This is a genomic window from Cohnella boryungensis (genome assembly GCF_042651945.1).
In the GTDB taxonomy this organism is placed as follows: domain Bacteria; phylum Bacillota; class Bacilli; order Paenibacillales; family Paenibacillaceae; genus Cohnella; species Cohnella boryungensis.
The window spans coordinates 148,670-167,319 of the sequence record NZ_JBHSED010000040.1 but is presented as its reverse complement, the minus strand read 5'-3'; the positions used below and the strand labels follow the sequence as shown (position 1 = coordinate 167,319).

The window sequence follows — 18,650 nt, the reverse complement described above, 5'->3', positions numbered from 1 at the left end:
AAAGTAGAAGCTATACGGTCTGCGGTTCCGTCAACGGCTCGAAGTTTTTCCGCAAGGTATCGTCCTTGACGATTTGCTTCCACGGGTCCGTTGTCAGACTAAGCGTTTTGCGAATGCGCTCGCCCAATGCTTTCCGTTCTTCCTTGCTCTCCAACGCCCGCTTGACCGCGTCGATGCCGACCCGCTCGATCCAGTTGGACGTTCTTTCGTTCCATTGCGCGTTCTCGCGATAGTATTGCAGGAAGGCCGACGCCCATTCGACCACCTCGTCCTCCGTCTTGACGACGCACAGCAAATCCGTGGCCCGCACGTGCACCCCGCCGTTGCCTCCGACATGCAGCTCCCAGCCTCCGTCGATGGCGACCACGCCAAAATCCTTAATCGTAGATTCCGCGCAATTTCTCGGACAGCCCGAAACCGCAAGCTTCACTTTCGAAGGCGTATTGAGCCGTTCGAACTCCCGCTCCAGCCGAATGCCCATCCCGATGGAATCCTGCGTGCCGAACCGGCAGAACGTCGAGCCTACGCAAGTCTTGACGGTGCGCAGCGTCTTGCCGTAGGCATGGCCCGAAGGCATATCAAGCTCCTCCCACATCCTGGGCAGGTCCTCTTTCTTGACTCCCAGCAGATCCAGCCGCTGCCCTCCGGTGAATTTAACCATCGGAACCTCGAATTTCTCCGCCACCTCGGCGATCTTCTTCAGCTCCGAGGGCGACGTAACCCCTCCGTAAATTCTCGGTACGACCGAGTAAGTGCCGTCCTTCTGAATGTTGGCGTGATATCTTTCGTTCGTAATCCTCGATTCCTTCTCATCGATATATTCTTCGGGCCATAACATGCCAAGATAGTAGTTAAGGGAAGGGCGGCATTTCGAGCAGCCCTCGGGCTTGCGCCACTCCAGCACATTCATGACTTCCTTGATGCTTTTCAATGCCATCCGCTTGATCTCCGCCACAATCTCATCCCGGTCGAGCGAGGTGCAGCCGCAGATTCCTTCCTTCGCGTTGACCACTGCGTCGTCGCCCGCATAGATCGCCAGCAAGCCTTCCACGAGCGGCTTGCAACCTCCGCAGGAGCCGGAAGCTTTGGTACAGGCTTTGATCTCGCCCACGCTCTTGCAGCCCTTAACGAGAATCGCTTCCCCGATTGCGCCCTTGGAGACGCCGTTGCAGCCGCAAATAATCTCATCGTCCGGCATGGCTTGCAGACGCTCCGTCGGAGAGACGGCCTTGGCCCCCGGAGCGAGGCCGAGCAGCAGCTCCTTTTCCCGACCCGCAACGGATTCGCCGCTCTTAATGACCGAGAACAGCTGCGCGCCATCGCTCGTGTCCCCGAATAAAACCGCGCCGATCAGCTTATCGTCCTGCAATACGATTTTTTTGTACACGCCATCGATTTCGTCCTGATAGCGCATTGCCCGCGAGCCCGGAGGCTCGTCGTATCTGCCTGCCGAGAACACGTCTACTCCCGACACCTTCAGCTTCGTCGACGTAACCGAACCCGCATACCCGGAAGTTTCGACGCCTGCCAGCCGCTTCGCCAGCACCGCGCCTTGCTCGTACAGCGGCGCGACCAAGCCGTAAGCGATGCCTCTGTGCTCCGCGCACTCGCCGACCGCATAGACGTCTTTCACGCTCGTTTCCATATAGTCGTTGACGACGATGCCGCGGTTGACCTCAATGCCCGCTTCTCTCGCCAGTCCCACGCTCGGCCTGATACCGACGGCCATGACGATCAGATCGCCCGCCTCTTCGGTTCCATCCGTGAAGCTTAACCCTGTCACCCGTTTCTTGCCGAGAATCGTGCCGGAATTTTTGCGAAGCAGGAATTTCATGCCTTGCCGCTCCAGCTCGCTCTGCAGCATGTTGGCCGCAGTCTCGTCCAGCTGGCGTTCCATCAAATAATGGTGAATGTGGACGACCGATACTTCCATTCCGAGATGCAGCAAACCTCTGGCCGCCTCCAGCCCGAGCAATCCGCCTCCGATTACGATCGCTTTTTTGTATTTTTTCGAAGTCTCCATCATCATTTCGCAATCTTTAATGTCCCGGAAGGCAATCACGCCTTCCTTATCCGCGCCTGGAAGCGGCAGCATGAACGGATCCGAGCCGGTCGCCAGAATCAAGGAATCGTAAGCGACCGTCTCCCCCTGATCGGTGAAGACGCGTTTGCTTTGGGAATCAATGTCCGTAACCCGGTGTCCCGCCAGTAGACGGATGCCGTTGTCCTCGTACCAATCCCAATCGTTGATGACGATTTCCCGGAGACTCGCGCCCCCCGCCAAAACCGACGAAAGCATGATTCGATTGTAATTGGGATGCGGCTCGGCGCCGATAATCGTAATATCGTATGCCTGCGGAGCAAGCTTCAACAGATGCTCCACCGCCCTTACGCCAGCCATCCCGTTTCCAACAAGCACGAGTTTTTTCTTGTTCGTCGTGTTCATACGCCACTCCCTCTCCCTTGGTAACACCGTTGAAAATGCAAAAGCCCGCCTCGTCCCGCAAAAACTGTTGTCAGTTTCGCGAATCGAAAGCAGGCTTCATTGCCGCTTGGCGGAATACCCCATTGTATTCCCCGAAGATTTCGTATGATGTTGTGTTTCAATCTTATTATAGCCTCACCTCAGTGTCAATATATCTTACACAATTTTTATTTTAGCGGAATCATGGACAGTATCGCCGCATTTGTGATATATATTTATGTGAGATTACGTAACATTGTCAATAATGACAGCTGAAATTACGAAATGGGGTCGTTATTCATGCGTTCTTTGTTGGTAATTCACAACCAGGCGCCGGCCGCGGCGAGAACCTCCCCTGCTTCTCCCGAGACTTTTTCCCCCGAAATCGTATTGCGCTCTCATGGTTATTTCGTTTTTCGGACCCGTCTAATGGATAAAGCCGGCCAGCTGGCGGAGGATGCCGATGCAACCGTCCTGCAGCTTCCGCTCTCCTCCGTCGGCAATTGGGGAAGCCATCTTCTGCAGATCAAGCCGATGCCTCTGCTCTGGTGGTGCGACGCTGACGGAGCCGCCCGGTCGCTGGAAGCCTGCGAGGACGATATTCCGTTGGACGGTCTCCTGTCTCCCTCCATGTCCGGGCACGAAATCCATTGGGCTCTCCATTTCGCTTCCAAGCAATTCATGGAACGGCGGCAATGGCTCAACGAGCGCCAGCAGCTTCTTGGGAGGATCGAGGAGCGGAAATGGATCGATATGGCCAAGAGCATTCTCTGCGAAATCAAAAATGTAACGGAATCGGAAGCCTATGATATTCTTCGCAAGCAAGCGATGAACGAGCGCAAAAGGATGGTCGACGTCGCAACCTCGATTGTGAAGGTATACCAGCTTCTGCAGGAAAGCAAAGACAAGGGGGCGAAGCGCAGATGATTGCATTTCTTAAGGAAGTCGGGCGCGGCAAGCGCGGAGCGCGGGATTTAAGCTATGAAGAGGCCTTGCAGGCAGCGGACGAGATCATAAGCCAGCGCGCAACTCCCGCCCAGATCGGAGCCTTCTTCATGGCGGAGCGCATTAAAATGGAAAGCGTCGAGGAGCTCCAGGCTTTCGTGGAGATGCTGCGGAAAGCCGCTTACCGCCCCGAAGCGTTGCCGGAAGGAATCGATTGCGCCGGGCCTTACGACGGCCGCAAGAAGGCGTTCTTCGCCTCCTTCGCCTGCTCCTTCGTTCTCGCCGCCGCCGAAGTTCCGGTGACGCTCCACGGCACTCCGTCTCTTCCGCCCAAGTGGGGGGTAACCCTTCATGACATGCTGCATGCAATCGGCATCCGTCCCGAAGAGCTGCCCCGGGAATCCCTTCTGCATACAGCTCGCAGGACGCGGGTTCTCTACGTCCCCGCCGAGGAATGGTGCCCCCCTCTTAAGGAGCTCCGCCCGATCCGGGAGCAGTTGGGCATGAGAACCGTGCTGAACACCGCGGAGAAGCTGATCGATTACGGTAGCTCCCCGTATCTCGCATTCGGGGTGTACCATAATACCGTGTTCGATCGCTTGGCCCGCCTGCTGACAAAGCTGAATTACCGCAAGTCGATCATCATTCAAGGCTCAGAGGGCTCGGAGGATCTGTTCATCGATCGCCCTACCCGCACTTACGTTGTAGAGCAAGGAAACGCAACGCTTCATGTCGTCAGCCCCGAAGCTTGGGGATTGGATACCCCTGTTCCGGAGAAGGATTGGACGGTCGCCGCCCAGGTCGAAGCCACTCAGGCTGTTCTCAAGGGTGAAGCGGATATGGGCCTAATCAATCAAGTCGTTCTCAACGCTGCCTATCGGCTGCATCACACTGGGCGGGTCGACTCCGTGGAAGAGGGACTTTACACTTGCAAAGCCTTGCTGGAATCTCGCCGAGCCTGGGAAGTATACGAGGAGTGGAGCAGCATGCTCTCCAGCGCCGTCAAAGCTTGATTGAAGCGGCACACAATAATCTATCCCGAACTAAAAAAATAAAGAGTAAAAGACGGCTTAAAAGGAACTTATCCTTACGCCGTCTTTTCCTTATTGCGATCATGTCGGCAGCTGTCTCGAACAGCAAGAGCTGCCCATAAAGGTACTTATGGGGCAGCTCTTTAGAAGCCCGCAGGCCAGTAATTATTCCGAAGCCGACGGCGAGGAAGCCGAGACGGCGGACGGTCTTCCCGATGGAATCAGCTCTTCCGCAAGGGCCTTCTTGGCTTCGGCCAGCTTGGCTTCGTCCAAGTAGACATAGGGGCTTTTCCAGGTTCCCGCCAACGGAATGAAGCGAATATCGGAACGGTTTATGCCGAAATACGTTGTAATGATATTCTCGATCTGTTCAGCCGGAATATCCGTTCTCAGATTGTTTCCGACCGCATCCAGCAAGCTGTCTACCTTCGTTGCACTGCTGAACGACTTCAGACGATCGACGATTGCCCCGAGCACCTGGCTTTGCCGCTCATTGCGCTCGAAGTCGCTGGATGCCGCAGTCCCCCGATTCGACTTCCGATAGCGGACAAAGCCGAGCGCCTGTTCACCGTCAAGCTCTTGCTCGCCCTTCTTCAGATTGATATCCGTATCGTCGACCGTATCGACATAACGCATATCCTTGTCTACCGTCACCTTCACGCCGCCGAGGGCGTCAACAACGTCAACAAATCCCTTAAAATCGATAACGGCCGTATAATCGATCGGAATATCGAAGAAGCGCGAAAGCATTTGCCGGGTTTCATCGCGGGCATAGCCGGGCAATTGCTCCTTCTCCAGCTTTTCCTTGCTCCGCCCGCTCATATAGAATGCGGCATAATAAGCGTTCGCCTTGTGTCTCTTGTAGCCTTCCAGGTTCAAGTCGCTGTCCCGGGGAATGGATACGACCGTCGCGGTTTTGGTCTGCGGATTAAACGCGGCGACCATCATAACGTCCGTATTCATGCTGCCCGTCTCGCTTCGCGTGTCCAGTCCCAGCAGCACCAGGGAGATGGGCTTGACTTGCGCCCGCTGCTCCTTAGGAACCGAAACGCTGCCCTTTCCATCCTCCTGCTTGGCGATCTTGGCCAGATTCGGCTTGTAGGACCCAAAATACAAATAAATCACATAGGCGGCAAGAGCCACAATGACCGAGCCGAGCAGAATCAACGTAATTCTTCCCCACCGAACCTTTTTGCCCGGCGGCTTCGATGCTTTAGGAGTTGAGGCCCGAGTTTTTTTCCGTGACGGCATTGGCGTATCTTGACTCAATCCTAATCCCCCTCATCCTCTGTGCCGGAATCCTCTTCGGCCGGCGCTCCGAACATATCCCGCTGCAATTGCTCTACCGCTTCGAGATCGAACCATGCCGTGTGCACGTCTCCCTCGATCGCGGCATAGGCAACGTGCACCCTGCCCGCATCCACCGAGCTGATCTCATAAGAGACAAGCCGATGATCCTCCGACAAAATTTGCGCGAAAAACCCGAGCGTATCCCTGGCCGCCTCGTCATCGGGCCGGGCGGAAACGATCCACTTCATCTGCAGCCAATAAAATAAAGCATCCATCAAGGACATGACGGCCTCTCCTCTCCCAAGGAAAGCAGGGATTGACTACCGCTAATCGACTCGCGGGGAATCGGTTTTCTTGCCGTTTCTATAAGCCTTCCGCTTATCATACATCTGGCGCATACGAAGCAGCGCCATCATCGCTACCGCCACGCCCATGCACTGAATGATCGGCAGCTTGTCCAGCTGCAGCAGCAGCAAGACCAAACAGCCAAGAGCAAGGACGATATGTACGGCAATTTCTTTCAGGATGGGGAGCTTCCCCATCCTGAACACGGAATTGAAAATATAGATGGTACACGCGACGATAAGCAAATAGGAAATGATGGGATGATCATGGAACCATTCCTGCATCGTTCTTCCTCCTTATGCGATGCTGCGGACGAATTAGACTCCGGACTCCGCCATGCGGCGCTGCTTTTCGGCACGATCGCGCTCGCTCTTGTTCAGCACTTTTTTGCGCAAGCGGATGCTCTTAGGCGTAATCTCGCACAGCTCGTCGTCGTTCAGGTATTCCAGGGCTTCCTCAAGCGACATGAGACGCGGAGATTTCAATTTTACCGTTTCTTCTTTGTTTGCCGTCCGGATGTTGTTCAGCGCCTTCTCTTTACAGATATTGACGATGATATCGTTGTCGCGAGTATGCTCGCCGACGATCATCCCTTCGTATACGTCCAGTCCCGGCTCCAGGAACAGAATTCCGCGATCCTCGACGGAAAGCATGCCGTACATCGTGGTCTTGCCGGTTTCGCTTGCAATCAGCACGCCTTGATGACGGCCGCCGACTTGACCGCCAACCATCGGACCGTAGCTGTCGAACGCATGGTTCATGACGCCGTAGCCGCGGGTCAATGTCAGGAAGTTCGTGCGGTATCCGATCAAACCGCGCGCAGGAATCAGGAATTCCAGGCGCACCTGCCCCGTTCCGTTATTGATCATGTTGACCATTTCCGCCTTGCGCGTGCCAAGGCTTTCCATGACGGCGCCCATGCTCTCTTCCGGCACATCGATCAGCAGCCTTTCGATCGGCTCGCTCTTGACTCCGTCGATAACCTTCAAGATAACCTCAGGCTTGGAAACCTGCAGCTCGAAGCCTTCGCGGCGCATATTCTCGATCAGAATGCCCAAGTGCAGCTCGCCGCGGCCGCTTACGACGAAAGCGTCGGGGCTGTCCGTTTCGTCCACGCGCAGGCTGACGTCGGTCTCGATTTCCTTGAACAAGCGCTCGCGCAGCTTGCGGGAAGTCACCCATTTGCCTTCTCTGCCGACGAACGGGCTGTTGTTCACGAGGAACGTCATTTGCAGCGTCGGCTCGTCGATAGCGAGTACCGGCAGCGCCTCGGGATTCGCAGGATCCGCGATCGTCTCGCCGATATTGATTTCCTTCAAGCCTGCGATCGCGACGATATCGCCGCCAGCGGCTTCCTCTACTTCGATCCGCTTCAAGCCCTGGAAGCCGAACAGCTTCTCGATGCGGGCCTGCTTAACCTGTCCCTCGCGATCGATGACCGCGACGACCTGGCCTTGGCGAATCCGACCGCGATTGACACGGCCAATTGCGATACGGCCCAAATATTCGTTATAGTCCAGAAGGGTGACAAGGAATTGCAGAGGCGCTTCCGTATCTTCCTTCGGCGACGGAATGTGCTTAAGAATCGTTTCGTACAGCGGCTCCATCGTTTCCTGCAGCCCGTCCGCCGTATAGCCGGCAATGCCGTTCAGGCCGGATGCGTACACGACCGGAAACTCCAATTGATCGTCGGAGGCTTCCAGCTCGATAAACAGCTCAAGAACCTCGTCAATAACTTCGACCGGGCGCGCAGCGGGACGGTCGATCTTGTTCAGAACGACGACCGGAGTCAGCCCCTGTTGAAGCGCTTTGCGCAGCACGAACTTCGTCTGCGGCATACAGCCTTCGAAGGAATCTACGACCAGCAGAACGCCGTCAACCATCTTCATGATCCGTTCGACTTCACCGCCGAAATCGGCGTGGCCGGGCGTGTCCACGATATTGATCAGCGTGTCCTTATAGTTGACCGCTGTGTTTTTCGCCAGAATCGTAATTCCGCGCTCCCGTTCCAGGTCGTTCGAGTCCATCGCGCGATCCTGCAATTGCTCGTTTTCACGGAAAGTTCCAGACTGCCGAAGCAGCTGGTCTACCAACGTTGTTTTACCGTGGTCAACGTGGGCAATGATGGCGATGTTGCGAATTTTGTCTCTTGAATGCATAGTTCCACTCCTTAGATTTATATCTGCTTGACTATCAGGATCCCCCTGGAAAGGCTCGCGCCTTTAAGGTTCTCTTTTTCACAAAACAAAACGCCGACACGAGGCCGACGTTTGAAAACATCACCGGTACGATCGACGCAGCGCGAAACTGGTAATTCGCTGGTCCTCATCCCTTCTATTATACGCTACTCGAAGCAAAAAGCCAACAGATTTCTTCATCCTCCGCAGCTACCGCCAAGTCTTCGGCCGTCGCAGGACAAGCCATCCCCCTAAGCCGATCAGACCGGCTGCGAGCAAGTAGATGCCCCAAGTCCAGAGCAAGGTCATCGCAAACAGGACGAGCGACAACACGGCAAGCCCTATCGCGGCCAGCCAGATTTGCTTGGAGCGGCTGTAGCCGAACACGTAATATTCATAAAGCCCTGCGGCGACGGCGAAAAGGAACAACGGCCAAAGATATTTCATCAAGCCCCATCCGAACCAATTGCCGATCAGCAGGACGATGGATACGACCGTAAGAATCCCCGCCGGAATCAACGCGACGGATGGAACCATTCTCCCGAAATAGAGGACGTGCAAGAGGACGCCGGGAATCAAGATGAAAAGCGGCCAAAAAACAGCCCCGATAAATGCGAACACACCCAGCTTGCCTAGAAGAATTAGCAATCCAACAGCCACAACGCCAATTCCGATTGCGGCGGATTGTCTGTTCACGATGGCTCCCCCACTTCTAACTGCACGTACGAACACTTTACGAACGTGACTATTTTTCTTTAGTTTAATGGAAATCGGGGGAAAAAACCAGTTCGTCAAAGCATAATTTTCCCTAAAGATTTGAAAATCGCCATCTTTGCGCGCTTCATCCTCTCCATCTTCTCCAAAGGGCGAAAATCAGCAGGAGCGCGACGGAAGCCGGCGGGATGAGCTTTTCCGCATCCGAAGGCAGCAGATGGAGATAAGCCTTCCAGGCCGGATCGCCCAGCGCCATCTCCGACGCCGTATAGCCGAGCAAGCCTCCTCCAAGATAGAGCAATCCCGGCAGACGGTCCAGCAGCCGCAGAATAAACGAGCTTCCCCAGATGATGATCGGAATGCTCATCACGATTCCGATAATGAGAAGCGCCGTATCTCCGTTCGCTACAGCCGCTACAGCCAGCACATTATCCAGACTCATGACGAAATCAGCCGCGACAATCGTCCAGACGGCTGCGGTCAACGTACCTGCGGCTTGGGTATGTGTATTGTTGTCCCGGTTGTCCATAAGGAGCTGATAGGCTATCGCGAATAGCAGCAGGGCGCCTGCCGTTTGCAAATACGGAATATTGAGCAGCGCGATCGCCCCTAACGTCAGCACGCAGCGAAGGACGATCGCTGCCGCGGCCCCCCACCATACCGCCTTCCTCCTCTGCTCGGGCGGCAACTTGCGTCCGGCCATCGCGATGACGATGGCGTTATCGCCGCTTAGCAGCAGGTTGATCATCACGATTTCCAGAAAAACCACCAAAGTTTCCATCGTTCCCATGCTGGCACCCCCTCATACCAGTTCTATGTACAAGCCGCATAGGATATGTGGGTCCGCATCAACAAAAAAAACCGCGAAACGCATCAACTGCGCTTCGCGGTCGTTCGATCTATGCTTAGAACCAGGCGTCTTCCTTCTGCTCCTGCTGCGTCTGTTGAACGACTTCTCCATCGTCCTTCAGCAGAAGAATCTCCGTTTCCCGCACCGCTTCATCGATCAGCCTCTCCAGCTCAGACCCCATGTAAGCCTCGGCGCGTTCAACGACATTGAGATTTGGATTAATCGCAGGCGACTTGGGAACGAATAGCGTACAGCAATCCTCATAAGGAAGAATAGACGTGCTGTATGTTCCGATCCTCTCGGCATAGTCGATAATATCCTGCTTGTCTACCATGACGAGCGGCCTCAGCAGGGGCAGAGAAGCGGCTCGACCGATCACGTTCATGCTGCCCAGCGTCTGGCTCGCCACCTGTCCGAGGCTGTCCCCGGTTACAATCGCCAGCGCTCCGTGCTGCTCCGCAAGCCTCTCGGCAATGCGCAGCATGCTTCGCCGCATTAAAGTAATAATAAGATTGTCATGCCCGGATTGAACGAGCTTTGTTTGAATTTCCGTAAACGGCACAAGATGCAGCTTGATTCTTCCGCCGTAATAGGCCAGACGCTTAGCCAGGGTAATTACCTTTTCCTTGGCCTGCTCGCTCGTGAACGGATAGCTGTGAAAATGAACCGCCTCGATCTTCAGCCCTTTGCGCATCGCCATCCAACCGGCTACGGGGCTGTCGATGCCTCCGGACAGCAGCAGCATCGCTTTGCCATTCATTCCCAAGGGGAAGCCCCCGGCGGCCTTCACAACCTCGCAATAAATATAAGCATAGTCCGCCTGAATATCCACCTTAAGCTCCACATCGGGCGACCGCACGTCAACCTTGAGATCCGGCGTATTGCGCAGCACGTGCGCCCCGACAAGGTGGTTCATTTCCAGAGAATTATGGGGGAATTGCTTCCAGCCCCGGTGAACCGATACCTTGAAGGTGGACGGAGCCGCGCCGAGGCCGCGAATCAGCGCAAGGGAATGCTCCCTGATCGCCTCAAGCTCAAGCGCCGAACGGATGACCGGACTAAAGCTCAGCACGCCGAAAATATCCTTGAGCCTGTCTGACACTTCCTCGTAGCTTTCTCCGTTCAATTGAATATACACGCGGGCATAGCTTCTTATATATTCGAGCGCAGGCATTTCCTTCAGCGCGCTCTTAATCCTCGTAAGCAGCATCGTCTCGAATCGGTTGCGATTGCGTCCCTTAATGACGATTTCCCCGAAACGGACCAGCACAAGATCGTATTTCATGTTCATTTCCTCTCCAGCGGCTTCAATCCGGCGACGACCTTGATCAGACGTTCGCCGAGCACCTCAATATCTTCAAGCGAATGCTCGTCCCCGAAGCCGACGCGTATGCTGCCCGAGGCTCTATCGGCATCATGTCCCATGGCCAGCAGAACGCGGCTGGGCTTCAAGCTCTTGGAAGAGCAGGCCGATTGGGTCGAGACGAGAATGCCTTCCTTCTCCAGCATGTGGATCAGCACTTCAGGCCTCATCCCCGGATAAGAGAAGTTGACTATATGCGGCGCCGCAATCGTCTCCTGCTTCCCGCCCGCGGCATCCGCTCCGTTCAAGACCAATTCCGGAATCGCCGATACGATCTCCTGCAGCCGTTGTCTCATGGCATACATCGTACGCCGTCTCTCCTGTCGACCTTCCATGGTCAATCTCAGCGCCTGCGACATGGCGACGATCCCGGGCACGTTAAGCGTGCCTGCGCGCACTCCGTTCTCCTGGCTGCCCCCGCTTAGCAACGGAGCAAGCTCGACTCCGTTTCTAACCAGCAGGAACCCCAAGCCTTTGGGGCCTCCGAATTTGTGCCCGGAGCCCGTGTATAAGTCCACTCCGGACTTATGCCAATCCAGAGGAACCTTGCCGATGGCTTGCACGCCGTCCACGTGAAATCTGACATGGCCATGCCGCTTTACGATTTGCCCGATGTCCGCGATTGGCTGAATCGTGCCCGTCTCGTTGTTGACATGCATCACGCTGACAAGCGCGGTTTCTTTGCGTATTGCCTTCTGTACGTCATCCGGATCGATACGGCCCAACGAATCAACCGGCAGCACCGTCAGAGCGATTCCCCGAGCCTCCAGCTGTCTAGCGCATTCGTACACAGATGCATGCTCGACCGCCGAAATGATAATATGCTTGGCCGGCCGGGCAACCTTGTCCACGATTCCCTTGATCGCGAGGTTATTGCTTTCGGTTCCGCCCGAGGTAAACACCACTTCGTCGGAGTCTGCGCCCATCCTCTCCGCGACGCTTGCCCGAGCTCTCTCGGCCAGCTTCATGGCTTCCGTTCCGGAGCGGTGCAGCGCCGAGGCGTTGGCATAATGCAGCTTCATTAGCTCGCTCATCGTCTCCACGACCGTTGGCAGCATAGGAGATGAAGCGCAATGATCGTAATAATAGGTTTTCATGGCAATGCCCCATTCATGCGATGTCATAATAAAAGGATCACAGACGGGGAGCCGCCAAGCGGCCACCCGTCTTGATCCTTTGTACTTAAGCCGTCCGCGAATCGCAAGCTGGCTGACTCAGACGCCCCACTGGCTGGTCGCGTTCAGAACCTTGCGGATATAGCCTTGCGTTTCGGTCGGCAGCTTGTGCAGATTCAAGGCCACGTCTTGATCGTTCTCGATTCCGAGCCGATCTACGCGCCCAGGCCCCGCATTATAGGCGGCAAGCGCCGTCGACACATTCCCTTCGTATTTGCGCAGCAAGTAGGACAGGAATCTCGTGCCTCCGTCGATGTTCTGCGCGGGATCGAAGGAGTCGGCAACGCCGAGCCCCCTGGCGGTCTCATCCATTAACTGCATAAGTCCTTTGGCTCCGGCTGAAGATACCGCATTCGCGTTAAAGGAAGATTCGGATTGGATGACGCCTTTAATCAGCGCGGGATCAACGCCATACTTGGCGCCGGCGGCAGTAATCAGATCGTCATAGGCCGAGGATGAACCGCTGTCGCCTGCCAGAGCTCCTCCCCAGGAGACGGACGGCATCGACATCGCGGACAGAGCGCTTAGCCGATTCATCGGCGAAATTTCCGTTTCAGTCTGTGTCGCATCCGAGGAATATTGGCTGAGCAACAGATCGAACACGCCCGGATTTCCCGCAGAGACGCTGTCGGCAGCAGTGGGGCTTAACGGATTCAATTCGGTCATCCATTGCGTAAGAAGCAATTGCTTGAGAAGGCGTGGATCCGTCGTTACATTCACGTCGGTTGGCTCCCGTTAGTCAGATTGTAGTCAGTTATCCCCATTGTACAACAATCCCGGAAGTCCGACTAGTCCCGATAACCGACGACGCGCGCGACCCGAGACCTATTTTCGCGATTTAGGCTGAAAGGTCAGGCAGCAGGTAACGGAGGATTGCGAGGCTTCGTCCCGATGGCCTTCGAATTCTTCCGCGAATTCCTCGTTCCAATGACGGTTCGCATGAGCGTCCACCTCGATCGTAATTTCCTTCGCCCCGCAGGCATTGCCTTCTTTCCAGAATGAACAATTGCTAACGCTGCAAGCTACGCCCTTCGGCATAATCAATCACCCCCCTGGCCTAGTGTGTACCCTGGAACAACGGGTATGCAGGACAGAGGGGTGGAGGTTGCAGGCATATTTGTTATTTCGATGATTGGCCTTGCAGGCGGCGATGCGTCAGGTAGTCGCTTTCGTAATAGGACAGATCGTCCCGAAGCTCCTCGTATACGCGGGAAATTCCCAATATGATATCGCGCGCGGCGCGAACAGGCTTCGTGCGGAAGCGGATCGCGTCCTGGCCCGTATAGGCGTATCGGCCGTCTTCGGAGTAGCACTCGTTCTTCGGATAAAAAAACGAGTTCACGCCCTTATGGTAAACCTCGTAAAGCGCGCGCTCGGCCAGATCGTTGTCGAAGTTGGGACGTCTGAGAACCGCGCCAAGCTTCTCGTAGGTCACCTCGGAGAAAACAAGCAGATGGCGCAAATCCGACAGCAATCCGCTGTAGAAAGCGACGTTGTCCGCTTGATCGCTCTGAACGAGCTGCTCAAGCGAATGGTGATTTAGAAATTGCTCGATCGGATCGATTGCCGCTTTAAGTTTCTCACGGCTGGCTTCGGCAAGCGCTTTAAGATTGGTGGCTGGCATGAAATAGACCCCTTTCCATTTGTGCGAGAAACCTATCCTTATGGGAGTAGATGGCTAAAAGACTAAATAGTCCCGCTTGTCACTGGCGAAACTTTCATTATCGTAACATAAATTCGAATCAAAAGGTACTGGCAAGAGGAAAAAGTGCCGTATATTTTTGACGGCTCCCCTTCATCCTAATGGCGATAAGTTTGCCCTCATCAAGGGACAAAGGAGTGGTATGTCTTGCGCCGTTACAAATGGATCGGAGTTTTGTTCGGAATAGCTGTCATCCTGTTCGCCATCCCTTTATTGCCCCCTTCCTTTAACCCTGCGCGGCCGAAGGATTCTGTAAACCGCATGGAAAAGGCGCTGCCCGCCCCTGAACGGGAGGCCGCCTACAAGCTGCAAACCGTCAAAAACGATATGGAAACGACAGAGCGGCTTTCGCGGGCGCAAATCGACCGGGACATCCGCAAATTTCTGGAGCAAAGCAATGCTCCCTCATTCTCTTCGGATAAGGCGTTGAAGCGATTAATGGTCATGCACCCGGAAATGGTTATCGCGCAATGGCATGGCGACGGCAAGCAGCATCAAGCGGGGCAAGCGGCACCGGAATTGCTGCGCGTTGCGAAGCCGCACCTTGTCGAAGCCCGCTCCGGGGCCAAACAAAGGGGCAGCTTCTCTACGGCCCTGTTCGCTTATGGCGGAAAGAGCTATTTTGCAACGAGCATCCGCGCCCATACATCCGGCTCGCGCGAGCGGAGTCTGACGGCTCTTGTCTCCACAGAGGTGATACAGTCTGTGGAACGGCACCAACGGCGCAATATGCGACTGATCCCGTACCCCCAAGAGGGCCGCTATCGCATTGAATCCGTCGTACCCGGAAGCAATGCCGAGACCACCGTTAGAACCGGGGAAGACAACGGCAACGCCAGCCATTATTCGGTGGACGAGATTGTCGTCAAGTTTCGCAAGCCGCTGTCCGACAAAGAGCTGCTCCGCCTGCGCAAGGAGCTGAAGCTTACCGTCGTGCGGCATACGAGAAATACGTATGTATTCCGTTCCGGAAAACACCAAACCAACGATTTGAAAGCTTATTTCGTCAAACATTGGAAACCGTTGTACGCCGAGCCCCACTACCTTTATTTAACAAATGATCGGGGGGCGCTTGGGGCGATGGACAGCGGCAACGTATCTGCTATCGTGCCCAACGACACCCTGTATGCGGAATATCAGTGGAACTTGCCCGAGATTGCCACGGAGACGGGATGGAATGTGAGCAAGGGCAGCCCCGATATCGTTGTAGCGGTGCTCGATACCGGCGTGCAGTCGGATCATCCCGATCTCAAAGGCCGTCTCGTGAAGGGAGTGAACATCGTCGACCCGTCCGCCGAGCCGGAGGACGACGTCGGTCATGGCACGCACGTTGCCGGCATCATCGCGGCGGAAGTGAACAACGGCGAAGGCGTCGCGGGCATGACCTGGTATACGAAGATTATGCCTGTCAAGGTACTGGACAGCTCCGGAGCCGGATCCACCTACTCCGTCGCCGAAGGCATTATCTGGGCAACGGACAACGGCGCGCACGTCATCAATATGAGCTTGGGTAATTACGCTCAAGCCGAATTTTTGCATGATGCGATTAAGTACGCCCACGATCGCGGCGTCGTGCTTGTCGCCGCCAGCGGCAACGACAACACGGATCGCCCCGGATTTCCCGCCGCCTATCCCGAAGTGATCGCCGTCTCCGCAACGGACCCGGACGAAGCGCGCGCGGAATATTCGAATTACGGGGATTATATTGATGTAGCGGCCCCCGGAACATCCATTCCGAGCACCTATCCCGGCAGCCGATATGCCGCCTTGTCCGGTACGTCCATGGCTTCGCCGCATGTCGCCGCCTTGGCTTCCCTCGTTCGATCGGCAGACCCGAACCTTGGGAACGAGGAGGTCATGGAGCTGCTTCGTAGCACGGCTAGAGATCTGGGAGCGCGTGGCAAAGACAACGAATACGGCTATGGACAGATCGACGTTATGGCGGCTCTCCAATCCGCCTACGGCAAGGAAAACTCCCTCCAGCTGTATCCGGAGAGAGTTCGCAAGGAGCTGGAGCGTCTGAACAAGGGGATGCCGTAACGGTTCCCGCAAAAATCAAAAGGGTGATACAGGAGCAAGCAAGCTCCTGTATCACCCTTTTTATTAAAAATTTAATTGTCGCAAAGATAAGCCGGAAAGCTTGTCGTAAGCCGGGTTCTGTACTTCTCGTGGTGCAAGCGGAGCGCAATAAGCGGATTCCTCCCAAGGTTGAAGCGACAATCATCTTTCTAGGCCGTACATTGCTGCACGGCTCAAGCGACCAACCCGAACGCACCCCGGGCAAGGGCTAGAGCGCAAGGCTCCCGCGTTCTCCTCGGTCTTGCTCCAGATGGGGTTTACCAGGGACAAAGTCACCAGTGTCCCTCGTGGTCTCTTACACCACGGTTCCATCCTTGCCTGATCTGCGCTAAGCAGCCATCGGCGGTCCATTTCTGTGGCACTATCCTTCAGCTCGCGCTGACTGGACGTTATCCAGCATCCTGCCCTTCGGAGCCCGGACTTTCCTCTCGCGGCGCGAAGCCGCCAGCGATTGTCTGTCAAACTTTCCGGTTTGTAACGATTAGTATAACGCGAATCACCCGCGATAGCAACGGAAATGACTGGCGAATACCCAATTCCTATCCGATCCGCGCCCCCTCATCGACGGCAGCCGGGGGACACGTTAGCCATTCTTCCAGGCTGTCGAAATCACCGGAGCTACCGCAGCCGGAATGGCTCGGTATCCACTTGAGAGGCGAATACCTCGGTCGCATAGCCTTTTTCCTTCAATTGTCCGGTAAGCCAGGAGGCAACGTTCGGCTTCATGATTTTCTCCGCATGATGCCCCGGATCGACAATCGCAATGCCCGCTGCCAGCGCGTCTTGGGCGGAATGAAAGTCGATGTCGCCCGTCACGAGGACATCCGCGCCCGCGAAGATCGCGTGGCGAATGTATCTCGCTCCCGATCCGCCTAATACTGCGACTTTGCGGATTGGCCTGTCGCCTCCCCCGACCACGCGCACGAACGGAACGTCGAACGCCTTTTTTACGCGTTCCGCGAAATCATCCAGGCTTTCCGGCTCGGCCAGCTTTCCGACCCTCCCGAGGCCGAACGAGCGGCCTTTCAGATCCATTCCGTACAGATCGTAAGCGACCTCCTCGTACGGATGCGCCTTCAGCATCGCGGAAATCACCTTCTTCCTCGCGCTTAAAGGAACAACCGTCTCAATGCGGATCTCCTCAGCTTTCGTAAGCTTGCCCCGCTCTCCAATGAAAGGCTCGGTGCCCTCCCGCGGCAAGAACGTACCCGTTCCGGATGTATTGAAGCTGCAGTGGCTGTAGTTGCCGATCCATCCGGCCCCGGCGGCGAACATGGCGTCCCGGACCTTCTCGTGATGCGTCTCCGGCACGAATACGACAAGCTTGTACAGCTGATCGGTATGCACCTCTTCCAGAACGTCGCGACCGGACAGCTCCAACGCGTCGGCCATCCAGTCGTTTATTCCGCCTTCCGTCGTGTCCAGGTTCGTATGGGAAATATAAACCGCGATATCGTCGCGCAGCAATTGCGCGATCAAAGCCCCTGAAGGAGTATCTGTGCGAAGATTCGCCAGCGGGCGGAAAATAACCGCATGATGGGCGATGATCAGCTCGGCCCCCAGCTCCTCGGCTTCCCGGACGACTGCGGGGGTTACGTCCAGCGTGACAAGCACCCGCTTCACTTCCTTCGCCGCTGTACCGACTTGCAAGCCAATTTTGTCGTCGGGCACGGCATAATGCTTAGGAGCCAGCTTCTCCATCAGTTGGACGATTGTTTCTCCGCGCGCAAACATGCCAGCACCTCCCTGATTTCCTTGATGTCCTCTTCCCACTCCCGGGCTTTCTCGGCCGCTTCGGGCGCCGTAGCTAGCTTTAGCTGCAAAATGACTCTTTCTCTCTTCCCGATTTCCTGCTCCCACTTGCGGTAAAATTCTTCCGTCGGATTGCGCAGCAATATCGGCCCCATGTCATACATAAGCGCAAGAGGCACCTTGCTCAGCGCGGGAGCAAGCAAGCTCTCGTCGTATAAGGCAGACCATCGGGCCGTCGCCTCCGCTTGGTCCTCCATACGGGAAGCGCGAATAAGAGTGTAGATAACGCCGTCTTCCTCCAGCAGCCGCTCTTCTTCCAGAGCATACCGATGCTCCGTCAGCCAGCGCCTGACCGCATCCTCCGCGACATGCGGAGAAAGCACCAGCGTATTGACGCCATTCAGACGCTCTCCCGCCTGATCCAATATTTTAACCATCAGACTGCCGCCCATGCCGGCAATCGTCACCGTATCCACTTCTCCCGGCTCAAGGACGGCCATGCCGTCGCCCAGCCGGACGGATACAAGGTGCTGCAAGCCCGCTTCCGCGACTTGTTTCTTGGCTGCGTTCACTGGTCCTTCATTGACGTCACCGGCTACGGCAAACCGTATTTGACCCTTCTGGGTCAGGAAAACCGGAAGCAGCGCATGATCGGTCCCGATATCGGCGAAGCTTGCGCCGTGGGGAACCCACTCCGCGAGAGCGGACAAGCGCCGGGACAGCTTTAGCGCTGTCCCTGTATCCTGCGTATGATCGTTCATTT

17 protein-coding genes and 1 other RNA gene are annotated in these 18,650 nt (G+C 55.8%); 3 read left to right on the top strand and 15 right to left on the bottom strand.

Annotated features, from left to right (window positions below; translation table 11 throughout):
- Positions 1 to 10: 10 nt before the first annotated feature.
- Complete coding sequence (gene nirB, locus ACFO1S_RS19385; RefSeq protein WP_204601212.1) at positions 11 to 2,446, bottom strand: nitrite reductase large subunit NirB; 2,436 nt, start codon at positions 2,444 to 2,446, stop codon at positions 11 to 13.
- A 318-nt stretch (positions 2,447 to 2,764) separates the two neighbouring features.
- Here nirB and ACFO1S_RS19380 point away from each other — a divergent pair, with 318 nt between their 5' ends.
- Both ACFO1S_RS19380 and ACFO1S_RS19375 read left to right on the top strand, forming a co-directional pair.
- Positions 2,765 to 3,391 carry an ANTAR domain-containing response regulator gene (locus ACFO1S_RS19380; protein WP_204601211.1) on the top strand — a complete coding sequence of 209 codons (627 nt, stop codon included), beginning with the start codon at positions 2,765 to 2,767 and terminating at the stop codon, positions 3,389 to 3,391.
- A complete protein-coding gene (locus ACFO1S_RS19375; protein WP_204601210.1) occupies positions 3,388 to 4,422 on the top strand; it encodes an anthranilate phosphoribosyltransferase in 1,035 nt (344 codons plus the stop codon). Before ACFO1S_RS19380 ends, ACFO1S_RS19375 begins: the two co-directional genes overlap by 4 nt.
- A 183-nt stretch (positions 4,423 to 4,605) precedes the next feature.
- Here ACFO1S_RS19375 and ACFO1S_RS19370 read toward each other — a convergent pair whose 3' ends face one another.
- The 11 genes from ACFO1S_RS19370 to ACFO1S_RS19320 form a co-directional block, all read right to left on the bottom strand.
- Positions 4,606 to 5,709 (bottom strand): LCP family protein, encoded by a 1,104-nt coding sequence (locus ACFO1S_RS19370; protein ID WP_204601209.1) that lies wholly within the window; start codon positions 5,707 to 5,709, stop codon positions 4,606 to 4,608.
- 2 nt (positions 5,710 to 5,711) lie between these two features.
- A complete protein-coding gene (locus tag ACFO1S_RS19365; protein WP_204601208.1) occupies positions 5,712 to 6,014 on the bottom strand; it encodes a hypothetical protein in 303 nt (100 codons plus the stop codon).
- Positions 6,015 to 6,056: 42 nt separating this feature from the next.
- Positions 6,057 to 6,359 carry a YlaH-like family protein gene (locus ACFO1S_RS19360; RefSeq protein ID WP_204601207.1) on the bottom strand — a complete coding sequence of 101 codons (303 nt, stop codon included), beginning with the start codon at positions 6,357 to 6,359 and terminating at the stop codon, positions 6,057 to 6,059.
- Positions 6,360 to 6,392: 33 nt separating this feature from the next.
- Positions 6,393 to 8,234 carry a translational GTPase TypA gene (typA, locus tag ACFO1S_RS19355; protein ID WP_204601206.1) on the bottom strand — a complete coding sequence of 614 codons (1,842 nt, stop codon included), beginning with the start codon at positions 8,232 to 8,234 and terminating at the stop codon, positions 6,393 to 6,395.
- 228 nt (positions 8,235 to 8,462) lie between these two features.
- Positions 8,463 to 8,948: a hypothetical protein gene (locus ACFO1S_RS19350; RefSeq protein ID WP_204601205.1), complete on the bottom strand. Its 486-nt coding sequence runs from the start codon at positions 8,946 to 8,948 to the stop codon at positions 8,463 to 8,465.
- 145 nt (positions 8,949 to 9,093) lie between these two features.
- Positions 9,094 to 9,756 carry a TerC family protein gene (locus ACFO1S_RS19345; protein WP_204601204.1) on the bottom strand — a complete coding sequence of 221 codons (663 nt, stop codon included), beginning with the start codon at positions 9,754 to 9,756 and terminating at the stop codon, positions 9,094 to 9,096.
- A 115-nt stretch (positions 9,757 to 9,871) separates the two neighbouring features.
- Positions 9,872 to 11,101: a tRNA uracil 4-sulfurtransferase ThiI gene (gene thiI / locus ACFO1S_RS19340; protein ID WP_204601203.1), complete on the bottom strand. Its 1,230-nt coding sequence runs from the start codon at positions 11,099 to 11,101 to the stop codon at positions 9,872 to 9,874.
- Between the two features lie 2 nt (positions 11,102 to 11,103).
- Positions 11,104 to 12,276, bottom strand: a complete 1,173-nt coding sequence (locus ACFO1S_RS19335; RefSeq protein WP_204601202.1) for a cysteine desulfurase family protein — start codon at positions 12,274 to 12,276, stop codon at positions 11,104 to 11,106.
- Between the two features lie 117 nt (positions 12,277 to 12,393).
- Positions 12,394 to 13,074 carry a lytic transglycosylase domain-containing protein gene (locus ACFO1S_RS19330; RefSeq protein ID WP_378127379.1) on the bottom strand — a complete coding sequence of 227 codons (681 nt, stop codon included), beginning with the start codon at positions 13,072 to 13,074 and terminating at the stop codon, positions 12,394 to 12,396.
- A gap of 105 nt (positions 13,075 to 13,179) precedes the next feature.
- A complete protein-coding gene (locus ACFO1S_RS19325) occupies positions 13,180 to 13,392 on the bottom strand; it encodes a DUF1540 domain-containing protein (RefSeq protein ID WP_204601201.1) in 213 nt (70 codons plus the stop codon).
- Positions 13,393 to 13,474: 82 nt separating this feature from the next.
- Entirely contained in the window at positions 13,475 to 13,978 is a 504-nt protein-coding gene (locus ACFO1S_RS19320; protein WP_204601200.1) for a YpuI family protein, read from the bottom strand.
- Between the two features lie 225 nt (positions 13,979 to 14,203).
- Between ACFO1S_RS19320 and ACFO1S_RS19315 the strand changes: the two genes are divergently transcribed.
- Positions 14,204 to 16,096 carry a S8 family peptidase gene (locus ACFO1S_RS19315; protein WP_378127378.1) on the top strand — a complete coding sequence of 631 codons (1,893 nt, stop codon included), beginning with the start codon at positions 14,204 to 14,206 and terminating at the stop codon, positions 16,094 to 16,096.
- A gap of 91 nt (positions 16,097 to 16,187) precedes the next feature.
- Here ACFO1S_RS19315 and rnpB read toward each other — a convergent pair.
- The 3 genes from rnpB to ACFO1S_RS19300 all read right to left on the bottom strand — a co-directional run bounded on the left by rnpB (position 16,188) and on the right by ACFO1S_RS19300 (position 18,648).
- An RNA gene (gene rnpB / locus ACFO1S_RS19310) (RNase P RNA component class A) lies at positions 16,188 to 16,602 on the bottom strand.
- Between the two features lie 151 nt (positions 16,603 to 16,753).
- On the bottom strand, positions 16,754 to 17,869 hold the full coding sequence (locus ACFO1S_RS19305) for a Nif3-like dinuclear metal center hexameric protein (RefSeq protein WP_204601199.1): 1,116 nt from the start codon (positions 17,867 to 17,869) through the stop codon (positions 16,754 to 16,756).
- Positions 17,836 to 18,648: a tRNA (adenine(22)-N(1))-methyltransferase gene (locus ACFO1S_RS19300; RefSeq protein WP_204601198.1), complete on the bottom strand. Its 813-nt coding sequence runs from the start codon at positions 18,646 to 18,648 to the stop codon at positions 17,836 to 17,838. Before ACFO1S_RS19300 ends, ACFO1S_RS19305 begins: the two co-directional genes overlap by 34 nt.
- Positions 18,649 to 18,650: the final 2 nt, after the last annotated feature.